Source organism: Bradyrhizobium sp. USDA 326 (assembly GCF_049739485.1).
Taxonomy (GTDB): domain Bacteria; phylum Pseudomonadota; class Alphaproteobacteria; order Rhizobiales; family Xanthobacteraceae; genus Bradyrhizobium.
The window spans coordinates 1,909,848-1,932,946 of the sequence record NZ_JBMGQA010000001.1 but is presented as its reverse complement, the minus strand read 5'-3'; the positions used below and the strand labels follow the sequence as shown (position 1 = coordinate 1,932,946).

Here is a 23,099-nt window from a genome sequence, read left to right as displayed (position 1 = left end):
TTTGTCTCCGCAAGCACATCTCTCGCGATTTTACTTTGCGGATAGAAACCCCTCATCCGGCGCTTCGCGCCACCTTCGCCCGCAAGGGGAGAGGGAAAGAGAATCCGCGGCGACGGCTGCCGCGCTAGTTGAACGTCATCCCGCCGCTGAGCGCCACGGTCTGCCCGGTCATATAGGCGTTGTCGACCAGCAGCATCACGGCCTTTGCCACCTCCTCTGCCGTGCCGAAGCGGCCGAGCGGGATGCGGCTGACGAGCTGGGGCTGGCCGCTCATCATGTCAGTCTCGATCAACGACGGCGCCACTGCGTTGACGGTGATACCTTCCTTTACCAACCGCGCGGCATAACCTCGCGTGAGGCCTTCCATGCCGGCTTTGGACGCGTTGTAGTGCGGGCCGATCGAGCCGGCGCCGCGCGCCGCGCCCGAGGAGATGTTGACGATGCGGCCCCATTTCCTTGATCGCATCGACGGTAGCACGGCTTGCGTGCACAGGAAGGCGGATTTCAGGTTGACCAGGACTGTGCGGTCGAAATCGTCTTCGGTGAGATCGTCGATGCCGCGCGTGATGGCGATGCCGGCATTGTTGACGAGGATGTCGACCGGCCCGAGCCCCGCCGTGACGCGCTCGACCAGGCCGGCCACGGCCCCGTGCTGCGAGACGTCAGCAGCGACGACGATGGCGCGGCCGCCTTGCTTGACGATCTCGCCAGCGAGCTGCTCGGCCTGGCTGATCCGCTCTCGGCAATTGATCGCCACGGCAGCACCTGCTTCGGCAAGCGCGCGACAGACCGCGGCGCCGATCCCGCGCGAGGCGCCGGTCACGAGCGCGGTGCGCCCCTTCAGATCATCAGCCATCTCTGGACCTCCGTATTGCCTGGTTTTGGCTACTGAAGCGTATCACGCCGCCCGCGCGCCCGTGTTGAACTCATCGCGAGATGAATCCGCCTGCCGGTGCTTGCGGCGAGAGAAGCGCCCCGGCGCGCCGGCCATAAATATGGATAGCCATTTCATTGACCAATCGCGCCAATCGCTCGATATTCGGAGCGTAGAGACTGCTCCTCGAGCCCAAGTCGCACCATGAGAACCGATCGCCAGCGCAAATCGAATGACATGCATCCGTGCATGACGCGGCGCTGTTTCTCGGCGGCAACGGGCGCCTGTTGTTGTTGCTGACGGTCTCCTAGCAGCACCTCACACCAAAAATCCCAAGACAGGAACGCCGAAATTTCGGCGAACGAGCAGTCATGTCACAGACCCAGTCGAACGCCTACATCATCGAGATCCACGATCGCGCCGCCGGCATCATCACGAGAGATGAGCGCGGCTTCCGCTTCTTCTCCTCCGAGCGCCTGTTCGACAGCCTCGAAGGCCGCCAGTTCCGATCGGCCCGCGACGCCGAACGCGCCGCCCGTGCCGTCTTTTCCGAGCGGAACGGCCGCGCGAGCTCGCAACTCTTTCCTAACTGATCCTCACCGAAAGGACGCATCATGATCACCCGACGACACATTCTGGCAACGACGCTGTTGCTTGCGACAGCCCTGGCTGCACCCGCCCACGCCGAGGACAAGCCGGCGGAAATCCGCATCGGCACGCAGAAGGGCGGCTTCTTCCCCGCGGTGCGTCAGCGCCAGACGCTCGAGAACGCCTTCAAGCCGCTCGGTATCGAGATCAAGTGGATTGACTTTCAGTTCGGTCCGCCGCTGCTGGAGGCGATCAATGTCGGCAGCGTCGATTTCGGCTATGTCGGCGACTCCCCGCCGATCTTCGCGCAAGCCGGCGGTGCGAAGATCCGCTACGTCGCCGCGGTGAAATCGGAAGGCAACACACAGGCAATCATCGTGCCGAAGCATTCGGCGATCAAGACGCTGGCTGATCTCAAGGGCAAGCGCGTTGCCTTCGGCAAGGGATCGAGCGCACATAATCTGCTCGTCGCCGCGCTCGAAAAGGCCGGCCTGTCCTGGTCCGACGTCATACCGGCGCCGCTTGCGCCTGCGGACGCAACAGCGGCTTTCGTGAAGGGCTCGGTAGATGCCTGGTCGATCTGGGATCCGTATCTTGCGCTCGCGGAACTGAAGGAGAACGCGCGCATTCTTGCTTTCGACAAGGATGTTCACAAGCCGAACGCTTATTATATCGCCAACGCGGATTTCGTCGAAAAGTATCCGTCGCTGGTCGCCAAGCTCAACACCACCTTCGGCTCCGAAGGCGTGTGGGCAGAGACGCATCACGAGGAGGTCGCGAAGGCGCAGTCCGAGGCAACGGGCGTGGACATCGAGGCTGTCCGCCGATTCGTCAATCGCTCGACGTACAGCGTGGTGCCGCTGGACGCGGAGGTGATCAAGACGCAGCAAGCGGTTGCCGACCGCTTTGCAAGGCTCGGCCTGATCCCGAGGCCGGTCAACGTCTCCGACATCGTCTGGAAATGGACGCCGGGCTCTTGAACTGCGCTACCGGATGTGGCTTCCCGGCGGCGGTCTGCGCGCGCCTCGTCCTTCGGAGACGGCGCCGACGCGCCTCCTCAGGATGAGGCTAAGCAACAGCGGTGCCCTTCAGATTTCTGCCGCGCACTCTGCCCTCATCCTGAGGAGCCCGCCGAAGCGGGCGTCTCGAAGGACGGGCCGCAGGGGAGCAGCGTCGATATGCTGCCGTGCGGGCTCTTGAGCCGACGCGACTGATCAGCTCCTGCGGCGCGCCCGGGTGCGCGCCGCCTTCTTTGCGGCGGCGGAGCGGACCTTGGGGCCCTTGGTGCGGCTCGCCTTGCGCGCAGCGGCAGAACGCGACGCCGCGGTTCGCTGGCTCGCGGCACGCTTGCCCTGCTTCGACAGTGCACTGCGCGATGCGGTCGAGCGCGGCTCCTTCTTCAGGATGTTCTCGACCGCACGCGAGACGCGCGGGCGGCGCTTAGGCGTGCGTTTGCCCTGACCGACGTCATAGGCATATTTAGCGCTACGGCGCGTCGCTTTCTTGGTGCGCCCCTTGCGCGGCGGCGGCAGATCGACACCGGCGCGGCGTGCCTCGGACAGGCCGATGGCGATGGCCTGCTTGGTCGAGCGCGCGCCGTGCTTGCCTTTCCTGATCTTGTCGAACTCGTCCTTGACGAATTCGCCGGCCTGGGTGCTCGGCGATTTGCCGGCACGCTTGTCCTGCTTGGCCTTACGGATGACTTCCTGTCTTGGCATGATCCAGTTCCCCTTCTTGATTGAGAGGGATATCCGATCGCAACGCGCAAGACGGAAGTTCGATCCGCCTAGTTCCTCAACGCAGCCAGCAGCTCGTCCGGGCGCTCGGCCATGATCATGTGGCCGGCACCGGGCACCACGACCGTCTTTGCATGCGGGATCGCGGCGGCGAGCGCCTTGCCCGCCTTGGCCGGCGTCATCATGTCCCGCTCGCCGAGAATGAGCGTCGTCGGCATCTTGATGCTCGCTGCGGCGGCAAGCGCATTCGCATAGGCATTGCAGGCGGACAGATCCTTGAACAGCACGCCCGGCTCGCAAGCCTGAAGCACGGCCTGCGCGCCACCATGCATCCACAGGCCCGGTGCGAGGCTGCCGCCGAGCTCGGCCTTGAAGCCGAGGCCCCAGATCGAGACCATGTCGTTTGCATCCTGCGAGTTGGCTTCGGCCGCCTTCAGCAAATCGGGACCGACCGTCATGGTCGCGGCGGTGCCGATCAGGCTCAGCGCGGAGACCTTGTTGGGATGGCGTGCCGCCGTCTCCAACGAGATCAGCGAGCCCATGGAATGGCCGATCAGATGCCCCTTGGTAGCGCCGGCTGCATCCAGCAGCGCCGCCGTCCAATCGGCCATCTCCGCGATGCTGCCGAGTGAAGGCCCCGGAGAGCGGCCGTGGCCGGGCAGGTCAGGCGCCAGCACGGCAAAGCCGTGATGGGCGAACCAGCGCGTGTGCAGCGCCCAGGTGGAATGGTCGAAGCCGGCGCCGTGGATGAAGACGACTGCGGGCAGCGACTTGTCGAAGTCGCGGCCGCCGGTTGCTGCAAACACTTCAGTGCCGTTGACGGAAAGCTTCATGGCGTCAGACCTTTTGCGAGATGCGCAGGGCTTGGGCGAGATCGTCGATGATGTCGCTGGCCGTCTCGATTCCGACCGACAGCCGCACCAGCTCCTCGCCGATGCCGGCGGCCTTGAGCTGCTCGGCATCCATCTGCTGATGCGTGGTCGAAGCCGGGTGGATCACCAGCGTCTTGGCGTCGCCGACATTGGCGAGATGGCTGATCATGCGCAGGCTTTCGATGAACTTGCGGCCCGCGGGCCGGCCGCCCTTGATGCCGAAGGACACTATCGAGCCGGCGCCGCGCGGCAGCAACTGCTTTGCGAGCTGGTAATCGGGGTGATTTTCCAGCGAGGGATGCAGCACCCAGTCGACAACCTTGTTGGATTTGAGTGCTTCCAGCACGAGATGCGTGTTCTGCATGTGGCGGTCCATGCGCACGGGAAGCGTCTCCACGCCTTGCAAGAGCTGGAACGCGTTGGTCGGCGACAGGCAGGCGCCGAAATCGCGCAGCCCTTCCGTGCGCGCGCGCATGATGAAGGCGGCGGTGCCGAACTGCTCGTCGAAGACGATGCCGTGATAGCCGCCATAGGGCTCGGTCAGCACGCCGAACTTGCCGGAGCCGCGCCAGTCGAACCGGCCGCCGTCGACGATGGCGCCGCCGATCGCGATGCCATGGCCGCCGATCCATTTGGTCGCCGAATGCATGACGATGTCGGCGCCCAGCTCGATGGGGCGGCTGAGATAGGGCGTGGCAAAGGTGTTGTCGATCAGCAGCGGGATCTTGGCGTCATGCGCGATCGCCGCGACCTTGGGGATGTCGAGCACCTCGAGCCCGGGATTGCCGATGGTCTCGCCGATCACGAGCTTGGTGTTCTGCTTGATTGCCGCGCGGAATGCGTCGAGATCGCGCGGCTTGACGAAAGTGGTGGTGATGCCGAAGCGCGGCAGCGTATGCGCGAGCAGGTTGATGGTGCCGCCATAGAGCGAACTCGACGCCACGATGTGGTCGCCGGCGTTGAGCAGCGTCGCGATGGCCAGATGCAGCGCGGCCATGCCGCTGGCGGTGCAGATGGCGCCGACGCCGCCTTCCAAGGCCGCAAGCCGCTCCTCGAGCACGCCCGTGGTCGGATTGGAGATGCGGGTATAGATGTGGCCGGCGCGCTCCAGGTTGAACAGCGCCGCGGCGTGATCGGAATCCTGAAACACGTAGGACGTGGTCTGGTAGATCGGCACCGCGCGGGCGCCGGTCACGGGATCCGGATGCTGGCCCGCATGCAGGCTCAGGGTCTCGAAAGCAGGCGGTTTTGGCGCGGGCATGCATGGCCTCGTTGCTCGGTCAGTAAGGGTGGCCGTTGTGCCATAAAACGGAGCGGCACGTCAGCCCATTGACAGCTCACACAAGGTCGTCATGCCCGGGCTTTGTCCCGGGCATCCACGTTCTTCGTGCGGCTGGAAAAGGCGTGGATGGCCGGGACAAGCCCGGCCATGACGCTGTTGCAGGTCTTTCGTGCCCTAGCCGAGATTGCCGCGAATAGCCTGCTCGATCATCCGCGCCTCCCGCAACAGAATATCCGCGACCTCCTGCTCGCGCCTTGGCCCGAGCCTCGTGCGGACGGCGGAGACCGTGATCGCAGCAGTCGGTTGTCCGTCCGGGGTCTTGATCCATGTCGAAATCGATTTGGTGCCCTGCACGAGGCCGATCTCCCTCATGTTGTAGCCCCGCCGCCGCGCTGCGGTGACCTGGCTCGTCACGGCACCCACGTTGGTCTGGTAGGCCTCGAACCGCGTCTCGTTCGCCGCGATGATCTTTCGCGCCTCCTGCGCCGGCATCGCGGCGAGGATGGCAACGCCGGCGCTGGAGACGCCGAGCGGCCGGCGCGCGCCGACCTCGATCGACAGCACCTGGATCGGATAGACGCCGATCCGGCGATCGACACACAGCGTATCGTTGCCGGTGCGCACCGTCAGGAACAGCGTGTCGCCGATCTCCGCAGACGCGCGCTGCAGCGACGGATTGGCGACGACCAGCAGCCGCGAGGGCCGGGGACGCGCCAGCGCCAGCTCCGGCACCTGGTTGCCGATGGCGTAGCGGCCGGTCCGCTCGTGCCGCTCGACGATGCCTTCCTCGATCAGCACGTGGACGATGCGATGCACGGTCGGGCGGGTGAGGCCGGTCGCCCGCACCACCTCGGCCAATGGCACACCGGCCTCGCGCCCTGCGGCGAGAATGCGCAGCACCGCCAGCGCGCGCCGGATCGCCTGCGCGCCCTGCCGCGGCTCCTCGGCGCCACCGGCGGATTTCGTTGAACGCCTCTTGTCCATATTATGGACAAGAACGCCACAATTCCCTCGACAGGGCAAGCGCGCATCTGGAGATTGCGGCCCAATCGGAATGCCATGCGAGGCGTCGGGCATTCGAACTGAGTTCGTAGCGTCACCGGGAGGTTAACATGAGACTAATCTGGGCTGCCATAGCTGCCGTCACTGCAATGCTGGCCGGCCCCGCATCGGGCCAGGAATGGCCGGCGCGCAACGTCAAGCTGATCGTGCCCTATCCCGCCGGCGGCAACGTCGACAGCGCCGCGCGCATCGTCGCCGACAAGCTCCAGGAAAAGCTCGGCCAGCCCTTCGTCATCGAGAACAAGGCCGGCGCCGGCGGCATGATCGCGGGCGAAGCCTTCGCGAAGTCGGCACCCGACGGCTACACGCTGTTTGTCGGCGCGAACGGTCCGGTGCTGTTCGCGACCGAGATCAACAAGCGCGAGGCCTATAACTGGAAGAAGGATTTCCTCCCGATCTCGACGATCTCGATGACGCCGCTGGTGCTCGAGGTGCATCCGTCGGTGCAGGCGACGACGCTCAAGGAGTTCCTCGAGCTCGCCAAGCGCGAGCCCGGCAAGCTGACCATGGCCTCGCCCGGCCCCGGCACCACAAACCACCTGCTCAGCGAGCTGATGCAGTCGAATCTCGGCCTGCAATGGGTCACCGCGCACTATCGCGGCAATGCGCCCGCGATCAACGATCTGCTCGGCGGCCAGGTGCAGTTTGCGTTCGACCAGCTCACGGTCAGCCTCCAGCACATCAAGGCCGGCCTGTTCCGCGCGCTGGCCGTGACCAGCCCGCACCGGCTGAAGTCGCTGCCGGACGTGCCGACCTTCGCCGAGCTCGGCTACAAGGATTTCGACGGCCAGACCTTCACCGGCCTGTTCGCGCCCGCAGGCACGCCCGCGCCCATCGTCGACAAGCTGCACGAGACGCTGGTCGCGATCCTGAAGGATCCTGCCGTGATCGACAAGTTCGAGAAGCTCGGCGGCGAAGCCACGCCGATGACGCCGGGCGAATTCAAGGCCTATCTCGAACGCGAGGACGCCAAGTGGATTCCGGTGGTGCGCAAGGCCAATATCAGGGCGGATTGATCGATGCGGATCGATCCCACCGAACTCGGTGCCGAGCGCATCTACCGCCTGATGACCGGCATCGTGGTGCCGCGCCCGATCGCGTGGGTCACGAGCCTGTCGGCCACGGGCGTGCTCAACCTCGCCCCGTTCAGCGCCTTCACCTTCGTCTCGCAGAAGCCGCCGATGCTGGCCATCAGCGTCGGCCGCAAGGGCGCCGACTACAAGGACACCGCGCACAACATCCTCGATACCGAGGAGTACGTGATCCACATCGCCGATACGCCGCTGATGAATGCGGTGCACGACAGCTCTGTCGAGCATCCGCCTGAAATCAGCGAGGTCGAGCATCTCGGGCTCGAAACGCTGCCCTGCGATCTCGTCAAGGTGCGCCGGCTCGCCGCTGCACCCGTAGCGATGGAGTGCCGTTTCCGGCAGTGCCTCGAATTCGGCGACGCCAAGAGCCGGCTCATCGTCGGCGAGGTCGTGATGTTCCATTTGCGCGACGGCCTCGTCAATGACGGCAAGGTCGAGACGAAAGCGCTCGACCCGATCGCGCGCATCGGGGGACCGCGTTACGCCCGCCTCGGCGAGATCGTGACGCTGAAGACCGTGTTTCAGACGCCCAAGTCGACCGACTGAGCGTGCGGCCGCTCACGCGGGCCAAGCGTCTCAAGATCATTGGAGAAAACGACAATGCGACTCCTGAGCTATCTCGTGAACGGAGAGCCGCGCTATGGTGCTGCCGTCGAAGGCGGTGTGATCGATCTGACCAGGCGGATCGGCCGCGACTTCTCCGACGTGAAGGCGTTGATCGCAGCGAATGCGCTGTCCGATGCGCAGGAAGCGGCGGCCGGGCAGAAGCCCGACTACCCGCTCGAAAAACTCGTCCTGTTGCCGCCGGTGCTGGCGCCGGAAAAGCTCTGGTGCATCGGCGTCAACTATGCCGAGCGCAACGCCGAATATAAAGACAGTTCGGACCTGCCCAAATATCCCAGCCTGTTCGTGCGCAGCATGTCCTCAATGACCGGCTCCGGCCAGCCGATCGAGAAGCCCAAGGTTTCGGATCAGCTCGATTATGAAGGCGAGCTCGTCATCGTGATCGGGCAGGGCGGCCGTCACATCCCGCGCGAACAGGCCTGGTCGCACATCTTCGGTATGACGCTGTGCAACGAGGGCACGATCCGCGACTGGCTGCGCCACGGCAAGTTCAACGTCACGCAGGGCAAGAATTTCGACCGTTCCGGCAGCATCGGTCCCTGGATCGTCACGGCGGATGAGCTCGATCCGCGCGGTCCGCACGACATCGTCACGCGCGTGAACGGCGAGGTGCGGCAGCAGGACACGACCGAGCGGTTGATGTTCCCGTTCGACTTTCTCATCTCCTATCTCTCCACCTTCGCGACGCTCAAGCCCGGCGACATGATCGTGACGGGCACGCCGACCGGCGCGGGTGCCCGCTTCGACCCGCCGCGCTGGCTGAAAGTCGGCGATGTCGTCGAGGTCGAGTCGAGCCGCATTGGCGTGCTGCGCAACACCGTCGCGGCGGAGAGCTGAGTCATGCTGGACATTGCCACGATCGAACGCCTTGCCGCGCGCCTGGATGAAGCCGAGCGCACCAAGGCGCTGATCCCGATGTTCTCGAAGGAGTATCCCGACTTCAGCATCGAGGATGCCTACGCCATCCAGCGCGCCTGGACCAAGCTCCAGCTCGGCCGCGGCCGCGTCATCAAGGGCCACAAGATCGGCCTGACCTCGAAGGCGATGCAGAACGCGGTCGGCATTTCCGAGCCGGATTACGGTGTGCTGTTCGCCGACATGTTCTATGCCGACGCCACGCCTGTTCCGTTCGACCGCTTCCACGCGCCGCGCATCGAGGTCGAGCTAGCCTTCGTGCTGAAGGCGCCGCTGCGCGGTCCCGATTGCACCATTTTCGACGTGCTCAACGCCACCGACTACGTGACGCCCGCGCTGGAGATCCTGGAGACGCGCATGCATCGCGTCGATCCTGAGACCGGCAAGATGCGAAAGGTCATGGACACGATCTCCGACAACGCCGCGAATGCCGCGCTGGTGCTCGGCGGCCGGCCGTTCCGCCCGATGGATGCGGATCTGCGTTGGATCGGCGCGCTGTTGTTCCGCAACGGCGAGGTCGAGGAGACCGGGCTTGCCGCCGGCGTGCTCAATCACCCCGCCAACGGCATCGCCTGGCTCGCCAACCGCCTCGCGCCGCATGACGAATATCTCGCCGCCGGCGAGGTGGTGCTGGCGGGATCGTTCACGCGTCCCGTCGACATCAGCCGCGGCGACACGTTTCATGCCGACTACGGCGCGTTCGGCTCGGTGTCGTGCCAGTTCGTCTGAACCAACAAGCAGCAGGGAGCGCACCATGACGCGGCGCAAGAGCATCCACATCGGCGGCTTCAAGCACGTCAATCCGATTCCGAACGCCTGCCGCATCGGCAATCTCGTGATGTCGGGCGTCATCCTTGGCCGCGATCCCGCAACCAATGCAATGCCCGAAAGTCTTGACGCGCAATGCGCCAACATGTTCGCGCATATGAAGGCGACGGTGGAGGCCGCCGGCGGCACCACCGACGACATCATCAAGATGACGGTATGGCTGAAGGATCGCACGCAGCGCGGGCCGGTCAATGTCGAATGGCTCAAGATGTTTCCGAACGAGCATTCCCGCCCGGCGCGTCACGCGCTGCCGATGGACAACATGGATGGCGGCGCGCTGGTGCAGTGCGACTTCACCGCCGTGATCGACTGAGGAGTTTCGCGCATGCCGACATATCTGCCGTTTGATCCGAACCCGCGCCGGCCGAGCAAGGCGCCGCCACTGAGGACCATCGACAGCCAGTTCCACGTGCTGGGACCCATCGACAAATACCCGGAGCGCCCCGGTGCCGCCTATCGGATGCCGACCGCGACCTGGGAAGCGGCGCTGCGCATGCACAAGGCGCTCGGCATCGAGCGCGGCATCATCGTGCAGACCACGACTTACGGCGCCGACCATGCCGTCGTGCTCGACGGCCTCGCTGCGATGGGCCCGAACTATCGCGGCTGCGCCAACGCGCTGGTGTTCGCCGAGGCGAGCGACTCTTACCTCGCCAAGCTGCATGATGCCGGCGTGCGCGGCGCACGCTTCAGCTTCCGCCAGGAACTCGGTGCCGTGCTGTCCGATGCCGATTTCGCCCGCGCGATCGCGCGCATCCGCGAGCTCGGCTGGTACGCCAAGATCCAGCCGGAGAAGGACGGCATCATGTCGAGCGTCGCCAAATATGAGAATCTCGACGTCCCCGTGCTGATCGATCACATGGCGCGGCCAGATCCGGAAGCCGGCAAGGCCGACCCGAACCTGCGCAAGATGCTGGAGCTGCTGGCCAAGGGCAATTTCTGGGTGATGCTCTCCCTCGGCGAAAAGACGTCGAAGACCGGGGCTCCCTACGACGACGTGATCCCGATCGCGCGCGCCTATATCGAGGCCGCTCCCGATCGCTGCGTCTGGGCCAGCGACTGGCCGCACCCGGTCTCGGTGAAGCAGCCGCCGAACGATGCCGACCTGTTAGAGCTGATGTATCGCTACGCGCCTGATCAGGCCGAGCTGGAGAAGATTCTCGTGCACAATCCGGCCAAGCTGTTCGGCTTTCCGGACTAGGCTCGGACCTCACCGCGTCATTGCGAGGAGCGAAGCGACGAAGCAATCCAGAGTCCTTCCACGGAGGGATCTCTGGATTGCTTCGCTGCGCTCGCAATGACGGCGTGGTTCCCGCCCTTACACCACCGGCTGCTTCGCCAGCCGATCGCGCACCTCGGCCGCGATCTCGAACGAGCGCAGCCGCGCGGCGTGGTCGTAGATCTGCCCCGTCGTCATCAATTCGTCCGCGCCGGTTTCAGTGATCAGCGCCTTCAGCTTCTCTTCCACCACGGCCGGCGAGCCGACCGCGGAACAGGATAGCGACTGGCCGACGCCGGCCTTCTCCGCCGGCGACCACAGCGCGTCCATGTCATCGACCGGCGGCGGCAGCGGCCCCGGCGTGCCGCGGCGCAGGTTGATGAACTGCTGCTGCAGCGAGGAGAACATGCGCTGTGCCTCCGCGTCGCTGTCGGCGGCGAACACGTTGACGCCGATCATCGCATAGGGCTTGTCGAGCTGCGCCGAGGGCTCGAACCGCGCGCGATATTCGCGCAGCGCCGGCATCATCATCTGCGGCGCGAAATGCGAGGCGAATGCGAAGGGCAGGCCGAGCATGGCCGCCAGTTGCGCGCCAAACGTGCTCGATCCCAGGATCCAGAGCGGCACCTTGGTCCCCATGCCGGGCACGGCGCGGATCGCCTGGTTCGGCTGCACGTCGCCGAGCAGCGCCTGCAGCTCCAGCACGTCATGCGGAAAATTCTCGGAGGTGGTGGCGAGGTCGCGCCGCAGCGCCCGCGCGGTGAACTGGTCGGTGCCGGGCGCCCGGCCGAGCCCGAGATCGATCCGCCCGGGATAGAGCGATTCCAGCGTGCCGAACTGCTCGGCGATGACGAGAGGCGAATGGTTCGGCAGCATGATCCCGCCCGAGCCGACGCGGATCGTCCTGGTCCCGCCCGCGACATGGCCGATCACCACTGATGTCGCCGCACTCGCGATCCCCGTCATGTTGTGATGCTCGGCGAGCCAGAACCGCTTGTAGCCCCATTTCTCCGCATGCTGGGCAAGATCAAGCGAGTTGCGGAACGCCTGCGCGGCATCGCTGCCCTGGCGGATGGGGGCGAGGTCGAGCACGGAGAAGGGGATCATGTGAGGGCTGCCGGTGTGGAGGGCTGCGCGATCATGCGCGTCTTCAGCAAAGACATGTAGTGGCAGCGTTGCAGGATGGGTAGAGCCTCGCGAAGACCATCACGCTTCGTCAGCACGGCTCGCGGGTTCGCAGCCGCGCCACCCATCCTGCCCGCTGTGAGCTATGAGTGCCCGGTTCACAACACTGTTATTGCGACCTATGGCGCCTTCCGCCTGAACTGGGCGTTTTGCGCCTGGTGTTGTAGCTTGCCGAGCAACTGCACGGTTGTCAGGAGGAACTGACATGACGAGGGTCGTACTTAGCCGCCGCAACCTGCTCGCTGCTGGCGGCTCCGTTGTTGCAACAGGGGTTTTGGCAACCGGCGTTTCCGGGCTCCTGTTGTCAGCGCGCGCGGATGGCCTCGCACCGACCCAGTCGATGTCGGGCGGGGCGAACAACTACCGCAAGGGCGCGGCGATCGTGGAGCGGATCGGCAAGGGCGGCTTCTGGATGAGCGGCACCGTCCGCCGCGCCGGTGACGGCGCTCCGCTCGCCGGGCAGCGCATCCAGATCTGGGCGCACACCGTCGAAGGGCAGGAGCACGAGCCGCAGAGCCATGGCGCCACGCTCACCGACAAGGACGGCAAGTTCCGGCTCGAGATGCCGCAGATCATTCCGATCTTCGGCCAGCCGCATGGCCACCTCGCCTATGACAGCGGCGAATTCAAAACGGTGTTCCTGCGGCCGGTGATGCGGAGCGCCAAGGAAACCAGCCTCGAGGCGCATTTCGTGCTTCAGCCGGCCTGAGCTGACTTGCAAAAGCTGACTTGCAAATGAAGCGGTGGGGATCGGCCCGGGCATTCCTGATCTGGGGTGCCCTTGCCCTGGCTGTCGGCGTGCCGATCGCCGCTGCTGCGGCAAGCGAGCAACTCGCATGGCGCGGCCCGGTCTACATTCTCGCCGGCTTCGCAGGGATCGTCGCCCTCGGTCTCGTGCTCGTGCAGCCTCTGCTGATCGGCGGATATTTGCCGGGCCTGTCGGCCTATCGCCGGCGGCGCGCCCATCTCTGGATCGGCTGCACGCTTGCTGTGGCGATTGTGATTCATGTCGCCGGCCTCTGGATCACCAGCCCGCCCGACATGATCGACGCGCTTCTCTTCGCATCGCCGACGCCGTTCTCCCCCTTCGGCGTTACCGCGATGTGGGCCGTCTTCATCGTCGCGCTTCTGGCTCTGCTGCGCCGTCGGCTGGGACTGCGGCTGCGAACCTGGCGCATCATCCATATCCCCCTCGCGATCGTCATCGTCGCAGGCAGCGTGGTACATTGCCTGCTGATCGAGGGGACGATGGAAACAATCTCGAAAGCGGCGCTGTGCGTGCTCGTCCTTGCGGTCACCGCAAAGGTCTTGATCGACCTCTGGAGACGGCAGACGCCTCGCGGCGAGAGTGTTGCGCGGCAGTAAACGCGCGGAACTGACCGCGCGTCGCAGACCTCCTTGATCGAACACACCTGATCGAACACATTGAGCCTCATTCATTGGGCGGCGTCAGCGCCGGTGTCCTCTGCTTGCCGCAGATGGCGAGGGCGCATATCCTTGCGCAATGGCCGCCAGCGATCCCGATCTGAAAGCCTTCCTCCTCACCACACCGTTCTTCGGCGGTCTCCCGGAGCCGAGCCTCGACCTCCTGATTTCAATGCTGGTCGAGCGCCGCTTCGATGCCGGAGCGACCGTCGTCGCGGAGGGCGGGCCGGGACGCTCGATGTTCATCGTCAAATCGGGCCGGCTGGCGGTGAGCAAACGCGCCAGTTCGGGCAGTGTCATCCCGCTTTCCGGCCTGGAGCGTGGTGATTTCTTCGGCGAGATGACGCTGATCGAAATGCAAAACCGCTCCGCCACGGTGGTGGCGGAAAGCCCGACCGAACTGTACGAGCTGACGGTCCAAAAGCTCTACGCCTGCTATAAGACCGATATCCACGCCTATGTGATCATCCTGCAGAACATCAATCGCGAGCTGTGCCGGCGGCTGCGACGGTCAGACGATCGGTTCGCGGCATTGCAGGTGGCTAGCTCAATTGATGGTGCGCAGGACGGGTAGGGCCGTTGCGAAACCATCACGTTTCGCCACTGAGCAAGGCTCGATCGGTCTTGGAAATCACGACTTATCGTGCGCGTACTTCTCCAAGACAAGCCGATTATATTCATCTCGCACGGCTCTTCGCGAGATATGCCCTTTCCGGTCTTTGGCGATTTTCAGAAGGTCGGAATCAGTCGGTGCCCTCGACGTCCGCCTGAATCTCGCAAAGAGCCGGGTCGGAGGCGACGACGTCCTTCCAAACAGCCGGTCAAACCATTCCATGGTGTCCTCCCGGAATGACCGCAGGTTACGATACTATCACCATGAATTCGGCGGTCAAAAGGACAGAACGTCTGCATCTTTGCGGAGAAGCGCCACCGTAGCGGATATCGATCGCAACGACTTCTGACCCGTCAGGCAAAACACCCGCCTCTCCCAAAATCACGTCAATCCCCTCTCGCGAAAATATTCCGCTTTACCGAAATTCGGAATTGCGCCATATTCCTGCCTTCCCGGCCCGAGGAGAGGGGCGATCGTACGTCGTCACGAACGTGGGCGGGGATGCGGTGGACGCGGCAGCGCCGGGCACGCGAGGTGGGACCAGGGCGAGATGAACCTCGTGAGGTCCCGACTGCGTGCGGACGAACGGCGCTCGGGTCCGGCGAAGCCGGGCCGGCTGCGTGCGGCAAAACCGTGTGGTCCTGACCGTCGTTGCTACGGTCGAGCCTTGCGGAGATGGGTCGGGGCTCAACCGGGTCTGGGGACATCGCCAATTCGCGAGGTGACGGAGGCCAGAGGGAACTCGGCTCCGGGGAGAGCAGGCATAAGCCGTCAAACCATCGCGCAGGGAAGGCCGGGTGTTTTCCGGCCCACCTGTCGTCCCGCCTGCGCATTTGCGTGTGCAAATTCTTCGCGCGGCGGATCACGGGTGCCAGCCGGCACCCGGCCTTCCCTGCTCCCTCTTCACTTGGAGAGGGTCAACAGCAAAACTCGGACGCTTCGCGCCGCGAGAAGGTTGCTTCATGTGTGAACACCGGAATGACCGAGCTTTCTCGCCTTGCCGATGTCGCAAGGATCAGCGGCGAGCTGCGATCGCCGTCAGCTCCAGCTTGACGCCGGGGCCGAGATCCGCAACGCCGATGGCGGCGCGCGCCGGCAGATGGTCCGCGGTGAAATAGCGCTTCCACACCTGGTTGAATGCCGCCTTGTCGGCGAGATCAGCCATGAAGATCGTCACCTGCAGAACGCAGGAGAGATCGGAGCCGGCCCCGCCAAGCAGGGTCTTCAACTGGCGCAGCACATCGTCCGCCTGGCCCGCCATATCGAGCCCCGCGTCTTCAGGGACGATGCCGCCGAGATAGAGCACGCCATTATGCTCGACGATCTCGTGGAGCAGTCCTTCATAGGGCAGGGAACGTTTGATCACGATGGCATCCGGGGAGTTGCGGGCTCGCTGGCCAGGCGCAAGGCTTGTTTCAATAAGGCTTGTTTCAATAAGGCTCGCTTCAATGGGGATAGGTGGTGCTGCCAGACAGGATTGAACTGTCGACCTCTCCATTACCAATGGAGTGCTCTACCACTGAGCTACGGCAGCATGTGCTGGTGAAGAATCGGGCGCCCGAGGGGGCCTACCAAGCGGGCCGATATCTGCCACAAGCCCCCCTCCTGTGCAAGCTTGCAAGTCCTGCCAAAATGAGAAAATCGGGCCGATATCAGGGCCAGAATGCCCATTTTGGCTTGAAACTCCTAGCTTTCCGTCCATTCGGGGTCCGATATCCCCGGCCAACTGGCCAGTTGCCGGGGACGCCGGATTCGCTCCATTTCGCGTTTCGCACGATCGGATCGCGTCGGCCTCTTGAGCTGCCACACTTCGGTGGCATCCTGCTGCCGGTTGCTGTGATGGATCCGTGATGGCTGACGAGACTGACAAGAGCGCGAGGCAAGCGAGGGTGTCCCGGGATGACCGGCTGAAATCGGCCCTGCGCGAGAACCTGAAGCGGCGGAAGCTGCAGGCCCGCGAACGCGCCGCAACGACCGGCCCCTCGCAGAACGAAGATGGTTCCCTAGATGAGGGGGCCGCCGGCAAGACCGGAAGTTGAAGGCTGGCGGCTCGAATTTTGGAGTGCATGAGGTGGCCATGGGGCAGGACGAACCGCAACGAACCGACCGTGACGCGCAGCTGTCGCGCTTCATTCGCCCCGAGCAGACCTTTCCGGCGCTGACACCGGCCGAGATCGAACGGATCAGGCACTTCGGCGAAATCCGCACCTTCGTGGATGGCGAGTTGCTGTTCGAGACCGGCAAGCCCGGCCCCGGCATGTTCGTTGTGCTGAAGGGCCTTGTCGCGATCACCCAGCGCGACGGGCTCGGTCACGTCACCCCGGTGATCGACCAGGGGCCGGGGCAATTCCTGGCCGAGCTCAGCCAGCTCTCCGGCCAGCCGGCGCTGGTCGACGGCCGCGCCGAGGGCGATGTCGAGACGCTGCTGCTGCCGCCGGACCGGCTGCGCGCGCTGCTGGTCGCCGAGGCCGAGCTCGGCGAGCGCATCATGCGGGCGCTGATCCTGCGCCGGGTCAATCTGATCCAGGACGGCGCCGGCGGCCCCGTGCTGATCGGACCATCGAACTCCGCCGGCGTGGTGCGGTTGCAGGGGTTCCTCACCCGCAACGGCCAGCCGCATCATCTGCTCGATCCCGATCGCGATCGCGATGCGGCCGAACTGATCGCGCGGTATTTGCCGAAGCCCGAAGATTGGCCGCTGGTCGTCACTGCTGATGGCGCGGTGCTGCGCAATCCCAACGAGACCGAGCTCGCGCGCGCCATCGGCATGATCGGCGGCGCTAAGGGCGACCGCATCTACGACGTTGCGGTCGTCGGCTGTGGACCCGCCGGGCTCGCAACCGCCGTGTATGCCGCGTCCGAAGGGCTGTCGGTCGCCGTGCTCGACACCCGCGCATTCGGCGGCCAGGCCGGCGCCAGCGCGCGGATCGAGAACTATCTGGGCTTTCCGACCGGCATCTCCGGCCAGGCCCTGACCGCGCGCGCCTTCACGCAGGCGCAGAAGTTCGGCGCCGACATCATGATTCCGGTGACCGTGAAGTCGCTCGACTGCACGCGCGAGAATGGCGCATTTTCGGTGGCGCTCGACGGCGCCGATCCGTTGCGCTCGCGGGCGGTGGTGGTGGCGAGCGGTGCGCGCTATCGCCGGCCGGAGATCGAAAACCTCGACAAGTTCGAGGGACGCGGCGTCTGGTACTGGGCCTCGCCGGTCGAGGCGCGGCTCTGCGCCGGCGAGGAGGTGGCCCTCGTCGGTGCCGGCAATTCGGCAGGGCAGGCCGCCGTGTTCCTGTCGGGTCACGCAAAAAAAGTGCTGATGATCATTCGCGGCGGTGGCCTGGGTGCCAGCATGTCGCGTTACCTCATCGAGCGCATCGAAGCGACGCCGAACATCGAATTGATGTTCAATACCGAGATCACGGCACTCGAGGGCGACGAAGCTTCGTTGCTGCGGCGCATCCGCTGGAAAAGCCGGTTGTCGGACGACGAGGATTTCGCCGACATCCGCAATCTCTTCCTGTTCGTCGGCGCCGATCCCGCCACCTCCTGGCTCGACGGCTGCGGCGTGACGCTCGATCGCGGCGGCTTCGTCGTGACCGGCGCGCAGTCCGAGCAGAACCAGGGCAAGCTTGTGGCGCCGCTGGAGACCTCCGTGCCCGGCGTCTACGCCGTCGGCGACGTCCGCTCCGGCTCGGTCAAGCGCGTCGGCGGCGCCATCGGCGAGGGCGCGCAGGTCGTCGCCTCCCTGCACGGCTATCTCGGCGACGCCGCAAAACCGGCGCTTTAGGCACGCAGAAGACAAGGAGATGGCAAGGAGATAGCAAGCCGAATCCGGCTTGCCATCTTGCTGCGTCCCACAGACTATCGCTCGGCGCGGGGCCAACCGCGCGTAGAAAAACAAAGATTCCCAAGGGAGGACCAAATGGCTGAAATCGTCGTGCTGTACAAGACGCCCAAGGACGCTGCCGCCTTCGACAAGTACTATGCCGAGACGCACATCCCGCTCGCCAAGAAACTTCCCGGCCTGAAGAAATACGCCGTCAGCAAGGGGCCGGTCGCATCTCCCGCCGGTCCTTCCGGCATCCATCTCGTCGCCATTCTCACCTTCGACAGCGTGGCCGACATTCAGGCGGCATTCGCCAGTCCGGAAGGCAAGGCGACCGGCGCCGACGTGCCCAAGTTCGCCAGTGGCGGGGCCGACCTCTTGATCTTCGACACCAAGGAAGTGTGAAGATCGCTTCAACTTTCGTCGAGGACTGCCTTCCTTCGCGACGGCGATGCAAAAAATTCAGCCATGCGTTTGTCGATTCGCACGATGACGCATGGCCGTGCTTCCGCATGCGACGCCAACGCAGGTGGCAATCCCATGAGGACCGTAATACTACTCTCATCATCTCAATGCGGAGAATAGGAGAGATGCCATGGTCCTTGGGTTGAGTCTGCCCGCCCTTACGCTGATCCATGTCATCATCAGCCTGATCGCCATCGTCGCCGGCCTCGTCGTGATGTTCGGCCTGCTTGGCTCGAAGCCGATGCCGGCCCTCACCGCCATCTTCCTGCTGACCACGATCCTCACCAGCGCCACCGGTTTTCTGTTTCCGTTCAAGGAGCTGCTGCCATCGCACATCATCGGCATCATCTCGCTGGTGCTGCTCGCGATCGCCTGCATCGCGCTGTACGGCATGAAGCTCGCCGGAGTGTGGCGCCCGGTCTATATCGTGACCGCGATGATCTCGCTCTATTTCAACGTCTTTGTGCTGGTGATCCAGTCGTTCCTGAAGGTGCCGGCGCTTGCCGCGCTCGCACCGGCCGTGCCGCCGGCGCCGCCGTCGGGTCCGGTGTTCGCCGTGGTGCAGGGCATCGTGCTGGTGTTCTTCGTGGTGCTCACCATCGGGGCGTGGCGCCGCTTCAGGCCAATGGCGTTTGCCTGATCACAGGATTCTCAACGTTCCGGATCGATGCAAGGCGTCGATTTCAGACATCGCATGACCATCTGATGATCACCGGCCAGTGCTTGTGCGCGTGCCAATTTCCATCGAAAGAGAGCAATCCATGCCCACCATCACCACCAAAGACGGCGTCGAGATCTTCTACAAGGATTGGGGCGCAGGCCAGCCGATCGTGTTCAGCCATGGGTGGCCGTTGTCGTCGGACGATTGGGACGCGCAGATGCTGTATTTCGTCACATGCGGCTACCGGGTCGTCGCCCATGATCGCCGCGGTCACGGCCGCTCGGCGCAGGTCGCCGACGGCCACGACATGGATCACTATGCCGACGATCTCGCCGCGCTCACGGCGCATCTCGACCTCAAGAATGCCATCCATGTCGGCCATTCCACCGGCGGCGGCGAGGTCGTGCACTACATTGCGCGCCACGGCGAGAGCCGGGTGGCGAAAGCCGCGATCCTCTCGGCCGTGCCGCCGCTGATGGTGCAGACCGCAGCCAATCCCGGAGGCCTGCCGAAGAGCGTGTTCGACGATCTCCAGAAGCAGCTCGCTGCCAGTCGCACGCAATTCTATCGCGACCTCCCTGCCGGTCCGTTCTACGGCTACAACCGCCCCGGCGCGCAACCGTCGGAAGCGGTGATCCAGAACTGGTGGCGCCAGGGCATGATGGGCGGCGCGAAAGCGCATTACGACGGCATCGTCGCGTTCTCGCAGACCGACTTCACCGAGGACCTCAAGAAGATCAACGTGCCCGTGCTGGTGATGCACGGCGACGACGACCAGATCGTGCCTTACGCCGATTCCGCGCCGCTATCGGCCAAGCTGCTCAAGAAGGGCATCCTGAAGACCTACAAGGGCTTCCCGCACGGCATGCCGACCACGCACGCCGAAACCATCAACGCCGACCTGCTGGCATTTTTCAGGGAGTGAGAGACCTCACTCCAAAATTGCCCTGATCGCATCGAAGGTGCGCCTGACGAAAGCTTCCGGCTTCTCCCGCGCGCCTTCGCCGATCCAGCTCTCGCCGCCGACGCGCATGGCGCCGGTGGCGATCATCGCAACGAGCCGCGCCTTCTGTCGGTCCGATTTGGTGCGGGCGCGCTGTGCCAGTCCGTCGGCCAGCGCGCGCTCGAGCTTTTCGTATTTGAGCTGGTCGCGCGCCCGGAGCGCGGGATTGTCGCGCTTGAGCCGCGACATCGCTGCGGCTTCCGCCGGATCGAGCCGTTTGACTGCCGCCGCGATCGCGTTCTCCGCCGCTGTCAGCATGGATTCGTCCGCGGGCCGGGCGACGATCTCGGCGGCCAGCGTGCCAGCTGCGCCCTCCTGCCAGGCGGCGACCACGTCCTCCTTCGACGCGAAATAGTGGAAGAAGCTGCGTCGCGATACGTCCGCTGCCGCCGCAATGTCGTCGATGGTGGTGGCCTCGAACCCGCGCTCGAGGAATAAGGTCATCGCCGCGCGGGTCAGCCGCTCGCGGGTCTCCTGCCGCTTGCGCTCGCGCAGGCCGGCGGTCGGGGATTTTCCTTCCGCGGACAAAGACTTGACGCCTTTCCCGGCGACCTTCGAAGCCTTCAAATCATTTCACCTCTTGCAAATTTGCACTCAGTGCACATTTAGACCGGTTGCGGGCCCTTTTCCACCCCTGAAAGCCGCGGAGACATGGCATGACCGACTGGAGCACGGCAGGCATTCCCTCACTCAGCGGCAAGACCGTCGTCGTGACCGGCGCGACGGGCGGGCTCGGTTACGAGACGGCGATGGCGCTCGCGGGCGCCGGTGCCATTGTCATACTCACCGGCCGCGACGACGCAAAGGGCCTGCGGGCGATCGAAGGCATTTGCGAGCGGTTTCCCGACGCTCTGATCGCCTACGAGCATCTCGACCTCGCAAGCCTTGCCTCCATCGCCAATTTCGCCGGGCGCTTTGCCGCCGACAACGAACGGCTCGATCTCCTCGTCAACAATGCCGGCGTGATGGCACCGCCGAAGCGGCAGCAGACGGAGGATGGTTTCGAGATGCAGCTCGGCACCAACTATCTCGGTCACTACGCCCTGACGGCGCGGCTGTTGCCGCAGCTTCGCCGTGCCAAGGCGCCTCGCGTCGTCCATCTCTCGAGCCTTGCGCACCGCTCCGGTGCGATCAATTTCGACGATCTGCACAGCAGGCATTCCTATCGTCCGTGGCGCGCCTACTGCCAATCCAAGCTGGCGATGCTGATGTTTGCGCTGGAGCTGCAGCGTCGCAGTCTTGCCGCCGGCTGGGGCCTGACGAGCCTTGCCGCCCATCCGGGCTATGCGCGGACCGATCTCATCGCGAACGGGCCGGGCATCGACACGTTCCAGTGGCGGATCGGGCGGCTGCTCCAGCCGTTGATCAGTCAGTCCGCCGCCGAAGGCGCGCTGCCAACGCTGTTTGCAGCGACCTCTCCGGACGCCGAGCCCGGCGGCTATTACGGTCCAAACGGGTTTTACGAATTGAAGGGATCACCCGGGCCGGCGAGGATCATGCCGCAGGCGCAGGATCTCGCGGCGGCAGCCATGCTGTGGGATGCCTCGGCAGCGCTGACCGGCGTATCCTTCGACGAGATCGCGGCCGCCGCATGAGCCGCGAGGCCGCTGGAGACTTCCCGATGAAGGTCGTCATCTTCGGCGCGACCGGCATGGTGGGGCAGGGCGTCTTGCGCGAATGCCTGGTCGACACCGGCATCGAAAGTGTGCTCGTGGTCGGCCGCAGCCCGACCGGCGTGCGCAAAGCCAAGCTCACCGAGATCATCCACAACGATTTCATGGACTATTCGGCGATCGAGCCGCAGCTGGCCGGCTTCGATGCCTGCTTCTTCTGTCTCGGCGTCTCCTCCATCGGCATGAGCGAGCAGCGCTACCGCCACCTCACCTATGATCTCACGCTCGCGGCTGCGACGACGCTGGCCCGGCTCAATCCGCAGATGGTCTTCACCTATGTCACCGGCGCCAGCACCGATTCGACCGAGCAGGGATGGCGGATGTGGGCGCGGATCAAGGGCAAGACCGAGAACGATCTCTTCAAGCCGTCGTTCAAGGCTGCGTACATGTTCCGGCCCGGCGCCATCCAGCCCCTTCACGGCGCCCGGTCCAAGACCGCCTGGGTGCAGGCTGTCTATGCCGTGAGCGGGCCGCTCTGGTTGGTGCTGCGCCGGATTTCGCCGCGGCTCGTGACCTCGACCGAGCAGATCGGACGCGCCATGATCCGCGTTGCCCGGGAGGGGTATCCGCGCAGGGTGCTGGAGATGGAGGATATCAATAGCCTCTGACCTGCCGGCCGGTTAGTTTGTGCGGAAATTTCGGCGCTCGCGCGCGTTGAGCCCTGTCCCCTCCAAAGGAGAAGCGTCGGCAATGTCGCCCCAGCTCAAACTGATCGCGCTCGATGCCGACGACCTCGCCGTGATCTCGACCCATGTCCAGGACGCCCGTGTCCAGACCTCCGACATCATCTGGCGGCAGGGCGAGAAGCGGCTCGTGGTCGGAATGAGCCGGCTGGACTGGGAGCAGACATTGGAGGGCGAGGCCGAGCCACGCCGGCTGGTCGCTGCGCTCCGTTTCGACCGTGTGCTCGCCTGCAAGTCGCGCAACATCGACCTCACCGCGCCGGACGAGGTGCTCGACCTCGTCGGCATTGAATTTCATCCCCAGGACGGGCGCCACGAGGAGCCCGGCGGCAGCGCCCTGCTTCTGTTCGCACAGGGCGGCGCCATCCGCCTCGACGTCGAGTGCCTGGAATGCGAGCTGACCGACCTCGGGGGCGACGCGCTGGGAACGGGCATCGAGGGGGAGGGGTGAAGTGGCCGGTATACCAGCCAAATGGG

27 protein-coding genes and 1 tRNA gene are annotated in these 23,099 nt (G+C 64.8%); 19 read left to right on the top strand and 9 right to left on the bottom strand.

The genetic code is table 11. The features are described from left to right. Positions 1 to 124 precede the first annotated feature (124 nt). Complete coding sequence (locus ABIG06_RS09295; RefSeq protein ID WP_370135812.1) at positions 125 to 856, bottom strand: SDR family NAD(P)-dependent oxidoreductase; 732 nt, start codon at positions 854 to 856, stop codon at positions 125 to 127. A 389-nt stretch (positions 857 to 1,245) separates the two neighbouring features. Here ABIG06_RS09295 and ABIG06_RS09290 point away from each other — a divergent pair, with 389 nt between their 5' ends. Both ABIG06_RS09290 and ABIG06_RS09285 read left to right on the top strand, forming a co-directional pair. Continuing rightward, positions 1,246 to 1,467: a hypothetical protein gene (locus ABIG06_RS09290; RefSeq protein ID WP_370135809.1), complete on the top strand. Its 222-nt coding sequence runs from the start codon at positions 1,246 to 1,248 to the stop codon at positions 1,465 to 1,467. 21 nt (positions 1,468 to 1,488) lie between these two features. Further along, positions 1,489 to 2,442, top strand: coding sequence for an aliphatic sulfonate ABC transporter substrate-binding protein (locus ABIG06_RS09285; protein ID WP_370135806.1), 954 nt, complete (start codon positions 1,489 to 1,491; stop codon positions 2,440 to 2,442). A gap of 234 nt (positions 2,443 to 2,676) precedes the next feature. Here the strand turns inward: ABIG06_RS09285 and ABIG06_RS09280 are convergent, their stop codons facing one another. The 4 genes from ABIG06_RS09280 to ABIG06_RS09265 all read right to left on the bottom strand — a co-directional run bounded on the left by ABIG06_RS09280 (position 2,677) and on the right by ABIG06_RS09265 (position 6,336). Beyond that, positions 2,677 to 3,180 carry a DUF6496 domain-containing protein gene (locus ABIG06_RS09280; protein ID WP_370135803.1) on the bottom strand — a complete coding sequence of 168 codons (504 nt, stop codon included), beginning with the start codon at positions 3,178 to 3,180 and terminating at the stop codon, positions 2,677 to 2,679. A gap of 68 nt (positions 3,181 to 3,248) precedes the next feature. Beyond that, the gene (locus ABIG06_RS09275; protein ID WP_370135801.1) at positions 3,249 to 4,031 is read right to left on the bottom strand and encodes an alpha/beta fold hydrolase; all 783 of its coding nucleotides are present in this window, start codon (positions 4,029 to 4,031) and stop codon (positions 3,249 to 3,251) included. Positions 4,032 to 4,035: 4 nt separating this feature from the next. After that, positions 4,036 to 5,331: an O-acetylhomoserine aminocarboxypropyltransferase gene (locus ABIG06_RS09270; RefSeq protein ID WP_370135798.1), complete on the bottom strand. Its 1,296-nt coding sequence runs from the start codon at positions 5,329 to 5,331 to the stop codon at positions 4,036 to 4,038. 195 nt (positions 5,332 to 5,526) lie between these two features. Further along, positions 5,527 to 6,336: an IclR family transcriptional regulator gene (locus tag ABIG06_RS09265; protein ID WP_370135795.1), complete on the bottom strand. Its 810-nt coding sequence runs from the start codon at positions 6,334 to 6,336 to the stop codon at positions 5,527 to 5,529. 128 nt (positions 6,337 to 6,464) lie between these two features. On the opposite strand from ABIG06_RS09265, the gene ABIG06_RS09260 reads away from it, so the two are divergent. Genes ABIG06_RS09260 through ABIG06_RS09235 form a run of 6 tightly spaced genes read left to right on the top strand, consistent with a single transcriptional unit; the run spans position 6,465 to position 11,073 of the window. Beyond that, positions 6,465 to 7,430: a Bug family tripartite tricarboxylate transporter substrate binding protein gene (locus ABIG06_RS09260; protein ID WP_370135792.1), complete on the top strand. Its 966-nt coding sequence runs from the start codon at positions 6,465 to 6,467 to the stop codon at positions 7,428 to 7,430. 3 nt (positions 7,431 to 7,433) lie between these two features. Further along, complete coding sequence (locus ABIG06_RS09255; protein ID WP_370135789.1) at positions 7,434 to 8,051, top strand: flavin reductase family protein; 618 nt, start codon at positions 7,434 to 7,436, stop codon at positions 8,049 to 8,051. Between the two features lie 54 nt (positions 8,052 to 8,105). Then, positions 8,106 to 8,966, top strand: a complete 861-nt coding sequence (locus ABIG06_RS09250; RefSeq protein ID WP_370135787.1) for a fumarylacetoacetate hydrolase family protein — start codon at positions 8,106 to 8,108, stop codon at positions 8,964 to 8,966. Positions 8,967 to 8,969: 3 nt separating this feature from the next. Beyond that, on the top strand, positions 8,970 to 9,773 hold the full coding sequence (gene hpaH, locus ABIG06_RS09245; RefSeq protein WP_370135785.1) for a 2-oxo-hept-4-ene-1,7-dioate hydratase: 804 nt from the start codon (positions 8,970 to 8,972) through the stop codon (positions 9,771 to 9,773). A gap of 25 nt (positions 9,774 to 9,798) precedes the next feature. Further along, positions 9,799 to 10,185, top strand: coding sequence for a RidA family protein (locus ABIG06_RS09240; RefSeq protein WP_370135782.1), 387 nt, complete (start codon positions 9,799 to 9,801; stop codon positions 10,183 to 10,185). Between the two features lie 12 nt (positions 10,186 to 10,197). Beyond that, a complete protein-coding gene (locus ABIG06_RS09235) occupies positions 10,198 to 11,073 on the top strand; it encodes an amidohydrolase family protein (protein ID WP_370135779.1) in 876 nt (291 codons plus the stop codon). A 117-nt stretch (positions 11,074 to 11,190) separates the two neighbouring features. On the opposite strand, the gene ABIG06_RS09230 is transcribed toward ABIG06_RS09235, so the two are convergent. Next, positions 11,191 to 12,198: an LLM class flavin-dependent oxidoreductase gene (locus ABIG06_RS09230; protein WP_370135776.1), complete on the bottom strand. Its 1,008-nt coding sequence runs from the start codon at positions 12,196 to 12,198 to the stop codon at positions 11,191 to 11,193. A 283-nt stretch (positions 12,199 to 12,481) separates the two neighbouring features. Between ABIG06_RS09230 and ABIG06_RS09225 the strand changes: the two genes are divergently transcribed. From ABIG06_RS09225 to ABIG06_RS09215, 3 genes are all read left to right on the top strand, one after another. Further along, positions 12,482 to 12,985 (top strand): Twin-arginine translocation pathway signal, encoded by a 504-nt coding sequence (locus ABIG06_RS09225; protein WP_370135773.1) that lies wholly within the window; start codon positions 12,482 to 12,484, stop codon positions 12,983 to 12,985. 26 nt (positions 12,986 to 13,011) lie between these two features. Continuing rightward, positions 13,012 to 13,641 carry a ferric reductase-like transmembrane domain-containing protein gene (locus ABIG06_RS09220; RefSeq protein WP_370135771.1) on the top strand — a complete coding sequence of 210 codons (630 nt, stop codon included), beginning with the start codon at positions 13,012 to 13,014 and terminating at the stop codon, positions 13,639 to 13,641. Positions 13,642 to 13,780: 139 nt separating this feature from the next. Continuing rightward, positions 13,781 to 14,275 (top strand): Crp/Fnr family transcriptional regulator, encoded by a 495-nt coding sequence (locus ABIG06_RS09215; RefSeq protein WP_370135768.1) that lies wholly within the window; start codon positions 13,781 to 13,783, stop codon positions 14,273 to 14,275. A gap of 1,054 nt (positions 14,276 to 15,329) precedes the next feature. Here the strand turns inward: ABIG06_RS09215 and ABIG06_RS09210 are convergent. Further along, on the bottom strand, positions 15,330 to 15,680 hold the full coding sequence (locus ABIG06_RS09210; protein ID WP_124159449.1) for a RidA family protein: 351 nt from the start codon (positions 15,678 to 15,680) through the stop codon (positions 15,330 to 15,332). Between the two features lie 93 nt (positions 15,681 to 15,773). Continuing rightward, positions 15,774 to 15,848, bottom strand: a tRNA-Thr gene (locus ABIG06_RS09205). 316 nt (positions 15,849 to 16,164) lie between these two features. On the opposite strand from ABIG06_RS09205, the gene ABIG06_RS09200 reads away from it, so the two are divergent. The 5 genes from ABIG06_RS09200 (at position 16,165) to ABIG06_RS09180 (ending at position 20,188) form a co-directional block, all read left to right on the top strand. Continuing rightward, entirely contained in the window at positions 16,165 to 16,353 is a 189-nt protein-coding gene (locus ABIG06_RS09200; RefSeq protein WP_370135765.1) for a hypothetical protein, read from the top strand. A 38-nt stretch (positions 16,354 to 16,391) separates the two neighbouring features. Beyond that, the gene (locus ABIG06_RS09195) at positions 16,392 to 18,098 is read left to right on the top strand and encodes an FAD-dependent oxidoreductase (protein WP_370135763.1); all 1,707 of its coding nucleotides are present in this window, start codon (positions 16,392 to 16,394) and stop codon (positions 18,096 to 18,098) included. A 135-nt stretch (positions 18,099 to 18,233) separates the two neighbouring features. After that, on the top strand, positions 18,234 to 18,542 hold the full coding sequence (locus ABIG06_RS09190) for an EthD family reductase (RefSeq protein ID WP_124159447.1): 309 nt from the start codon (positions 18,234 to 18,236) through the stop codon (positions 18,540 to 18,542). Positions 18,543 to 18,732: 190 nt separating this feature from the next. Beyond that, a complete protein-coding gene (locus ABIG06_RS09185) occupies positions 18,733 to 19,242 on the top strand; it encodes a hypothetical protein (protein WP_370135760.1) in 510 nt (169 codons plus the stop codon). 121 nt (positions 19,243 to 19,363) lie between these two features. Next, on the top strand, positions 19,364 to 20,188 hold the full coding sequence (locus tag ABIG06_RS09180) for an alpha/beta fold hydrolase (protein ID WP_124159445.1): 825 nt from the start codon (positions 19,364 to 19,366) through the stop codon (positions 20,186 to 20,188). Positions 20,189 to 20,194: 6 nt separating this feature from the next. Here ABIG06_RS09180 and ABIG06_RS09175 read toward each other — a convergent pair whose 3' ends face one another. Further along, positions 20,195 to 20,833: a TetR/AcrR family transcriptional regulator gene (locus tag ABIG06_RS09175; RefSeq protein WP_124159444.1), complete on the bottom strand. Its 639-nt coding sequence runs from the start codon at positions 20,831 to 20,833 to the stop codon at positions 20,195 to 20,197. 89 nt (positions 20,834 to 20,922) lie between these two features. Between ABIG06_RS09175 and ABIG06_RS09170 the strand changes: the two genes are divergently transcribed. The 3 genes from ABIG06_RS09170 to ABIG06_RS09160 all read left to right on the top strand — a co-directional run bounded on the left by ABIG06_RS09170 (position 20,923) and on the right by ABIG06_RS09160 (position 23,073). After that, complete coding sequence (locus ABIG06_RS09170; protein ID WP_370135756.1) at positions 20,923 to 21,861, top strand: SDR family oxidoreductase; 939 nt, start codon at positions 20,923 to 20,925, stop codon at positions 21,859 to 21,861. Between the two features lie 26 nt (positions 21,862 to 21,887). Beyond that, the gene (locus ABIG06_RS09165) at positions 21,888 to 22,547 is read left to right on the top strand and encodes an NAD(P)H-binding protein (RefSeq protein WP_370135753.1); all 660 of its coding nucleotides are present in this window, start codon (positions 21,888 to 21,890) and stop codon (positions 22,545 to 22,547) included. Positions 22,548 to 22,629: 82 nt separating this feature from the next. Then, positions 22,630 to 23,073 carry a DUF2948 family protein gene (locus ABIG06_RS09160; RefSeq protein ID WP_124159441.1) on the top strand — a complete coding sequence of 148 codons (444 nt, stop codon included), beginning with the start codon at positions 22,630 to 22,632 and terminating at the stop codon, positions 23,071 to 23,073. Positions 23,074 to 23,099 lie beyond the last annotated feature (26 nt).

Excerpts from the sequence above, each read along its gene's own strand:
- ABIG06_RS09295 (WP_370135812.1), bottom strand. The coding sequence starts at position 856 with ATGGCTGATGATCTGAAGGGGCGCACCGCGCTCGTGACCGGCGCCTCG.
- ABIG06_RS09290 (WP_370135809.1), top strand. The coding sequence starts at position 1,246 with ATGTCACAGACCCAGTCGAACGCCTACATCATCGAGATCCACGATCGC.
- ABIG06_RS09285 (WP_370135806.1), top strand. The coding sequence starts at position 1,489 with ATGATCACCCGACGACACATTCTGGCAACGACGCTGTTGCTTGCGACA.
- ABIG06_RS09280 (WP_370135803.1), bottom strand. The coding sequence starts at position 3,180 with ATGCCAAGACAGGAAGTCATCCGTAAGGCCAAGCAGGACAAGCGTGCC.
- ABIG06_RS09275 (WP_370135801.1), bottom strand. The coding sequence starts at position 4,031 with ATGAAGCTTTCCGTCAACGGCACTGAAGTGTTTGCAGCAACCGGCGGC.
- ABIG06_RS09270 (WP_370135798.1), bottom strand. The coding sequence starts at position 5,331 with ATGCCCGCGCCAAAACCGCCTGCTTTCGAGACCCTGAGCCTGCATGCG.
- ABIG06_RS09265 (WP_370135795.1), bottom strand. The coding sequence starts at position 6,336 with ATGGACAAGAGGCGTTCAACGAAATCCGCCGGTGGCGCCGAGGAGCCG.
- ABIG06_RS09260 (WP_370135792.1), top strand. The coding sequence starts at position 6,465 with ATGAGACTAATCTGGGCTGCCATAGCTGCCGTCACTGCAATGCTGGCC.
- ABIG06_RS09255 (WP_370135789.1), top strand. The coding sequence starts at position 7,434 with ATGCGGATCGATCCCACCGAACTCGGTGCCGAGCGCATCTACCGCCTG.
- ABIG06_RS09250 (WP_370135787.1), top strand. The coding sequence starts at position 8,106 with ATGCGACTCCTGAGCTATCTCGTGAACGGAGAGCCGCGCTATGGTGCT.
- hpaH (WP_370135785.1), top strand. The coding sequence starts at position 8,970 with ATGCTGGACATTGCCACGATCGAACGCCTTGCCGCGCGCCTGGATGAA.
- ABIG06_RS09240 (WP_370135782.1), top strand. The coding sequence starts at position 9,799 with ATGACGCGGCGCAAGAGCATCCACATCGGCGGCTTCAAGCACGTCAAT.
- ABIG06_RS09235 (WP_370135779.1), top strand. The coding sequence starts at position 10,198 with ATGCCGACATATCTGCCGTTTGATCCGAACCCGCGCCGGCCGAGCAAG.
- ABIG06_RS09230 (WP_370135776.1), bottom strand. The coding sequence starts at position 12,198 with ATGATCCCCTTCTCCGTGCTCGACCTCGCCCCCATCCGCCAGGGCAGC.
- ABIG06_RS09225 (WP_370135773.1), top strand. The coding sequence starts at position 12,482 with ATGACGAGGGTCGTACTTAGCCGCCGCAACCTGCTCGCTGCTGGCGGC.
- ABIG06_RS09220 (WP_370135771.1), top strand. The coding sequence starts at position 13,012 with ATGAAGCGGTGGGGATCGGCCCGGGCATTCCTGATCTGGGGTGCCCTT.
- ABIG06_RS09215 (WP_370135768.1), top strand. The coding sequence starts at position 13,781 with ATGGCCGCCAGCGATCCCGATCTGAAAGCCTTCCTCCTCACCACACCG.
- ABIG06_RS09200 (WP_370135765.1), top strand. The coding sequence starts at position 16,165 with ATGGCTGACGAGACTGACAAGAGCGCGAGGCAAGCGAGGGTGTCCCGG.
- ABIG06_RS09195 (WP_370135763.1), top strand. The coding sequence starts at position 16,392 with ATGGGGCAGGACGAACCGCAACGAACCGACCGTGACGCGCAGCTGTCG.
- ABIG06_RS09190 (WP_124159447.1), top strand. The coding sequence starts at position 18,234 with ATGGCTGAAATCGTCGTGCTGTACAAGACGCCCAAGGACGCTGCCGCC.
- ABIG06_RS09185 (WP_370135760.1), top strand. The coding sequence starts at position 18,733 with ATGGTCCTTGGGTTGAGTCTGCCCGCCCTTACGCTGATCCATGTCATC.
- ABIG06_RS09180 (WP_124159445.1), top strand. The coding sequence starts at position 19,364 with ATGCCCACCATCACCACCAAAGACGGCGTCGAGATCTTCTACAAGGAT.
- ABIG06_RS09170 (WP_370135756.1), top strand. The coding sequence starts at position 20,923 with ATGACCGACTGGAGCACGGCAGGCATTCCCTCACTCAGCGGCAAGACC.
- ABIG06_RS09165 (WP_370135753.1), top strand. The coding sequence starts at position 21,888 with ATGAAGGTCGTCATCTTCGGCGCGACCGGCATGGTGGGGCAGGGCGTC.
- ABIG06_RS09160 (WP_124159441.1), top strand. The coding sequence starts at position 22,630 with ATGTCGCCCCAGCTCAAACTGATCGCGCTCGATGCCGACGACCTCGCC.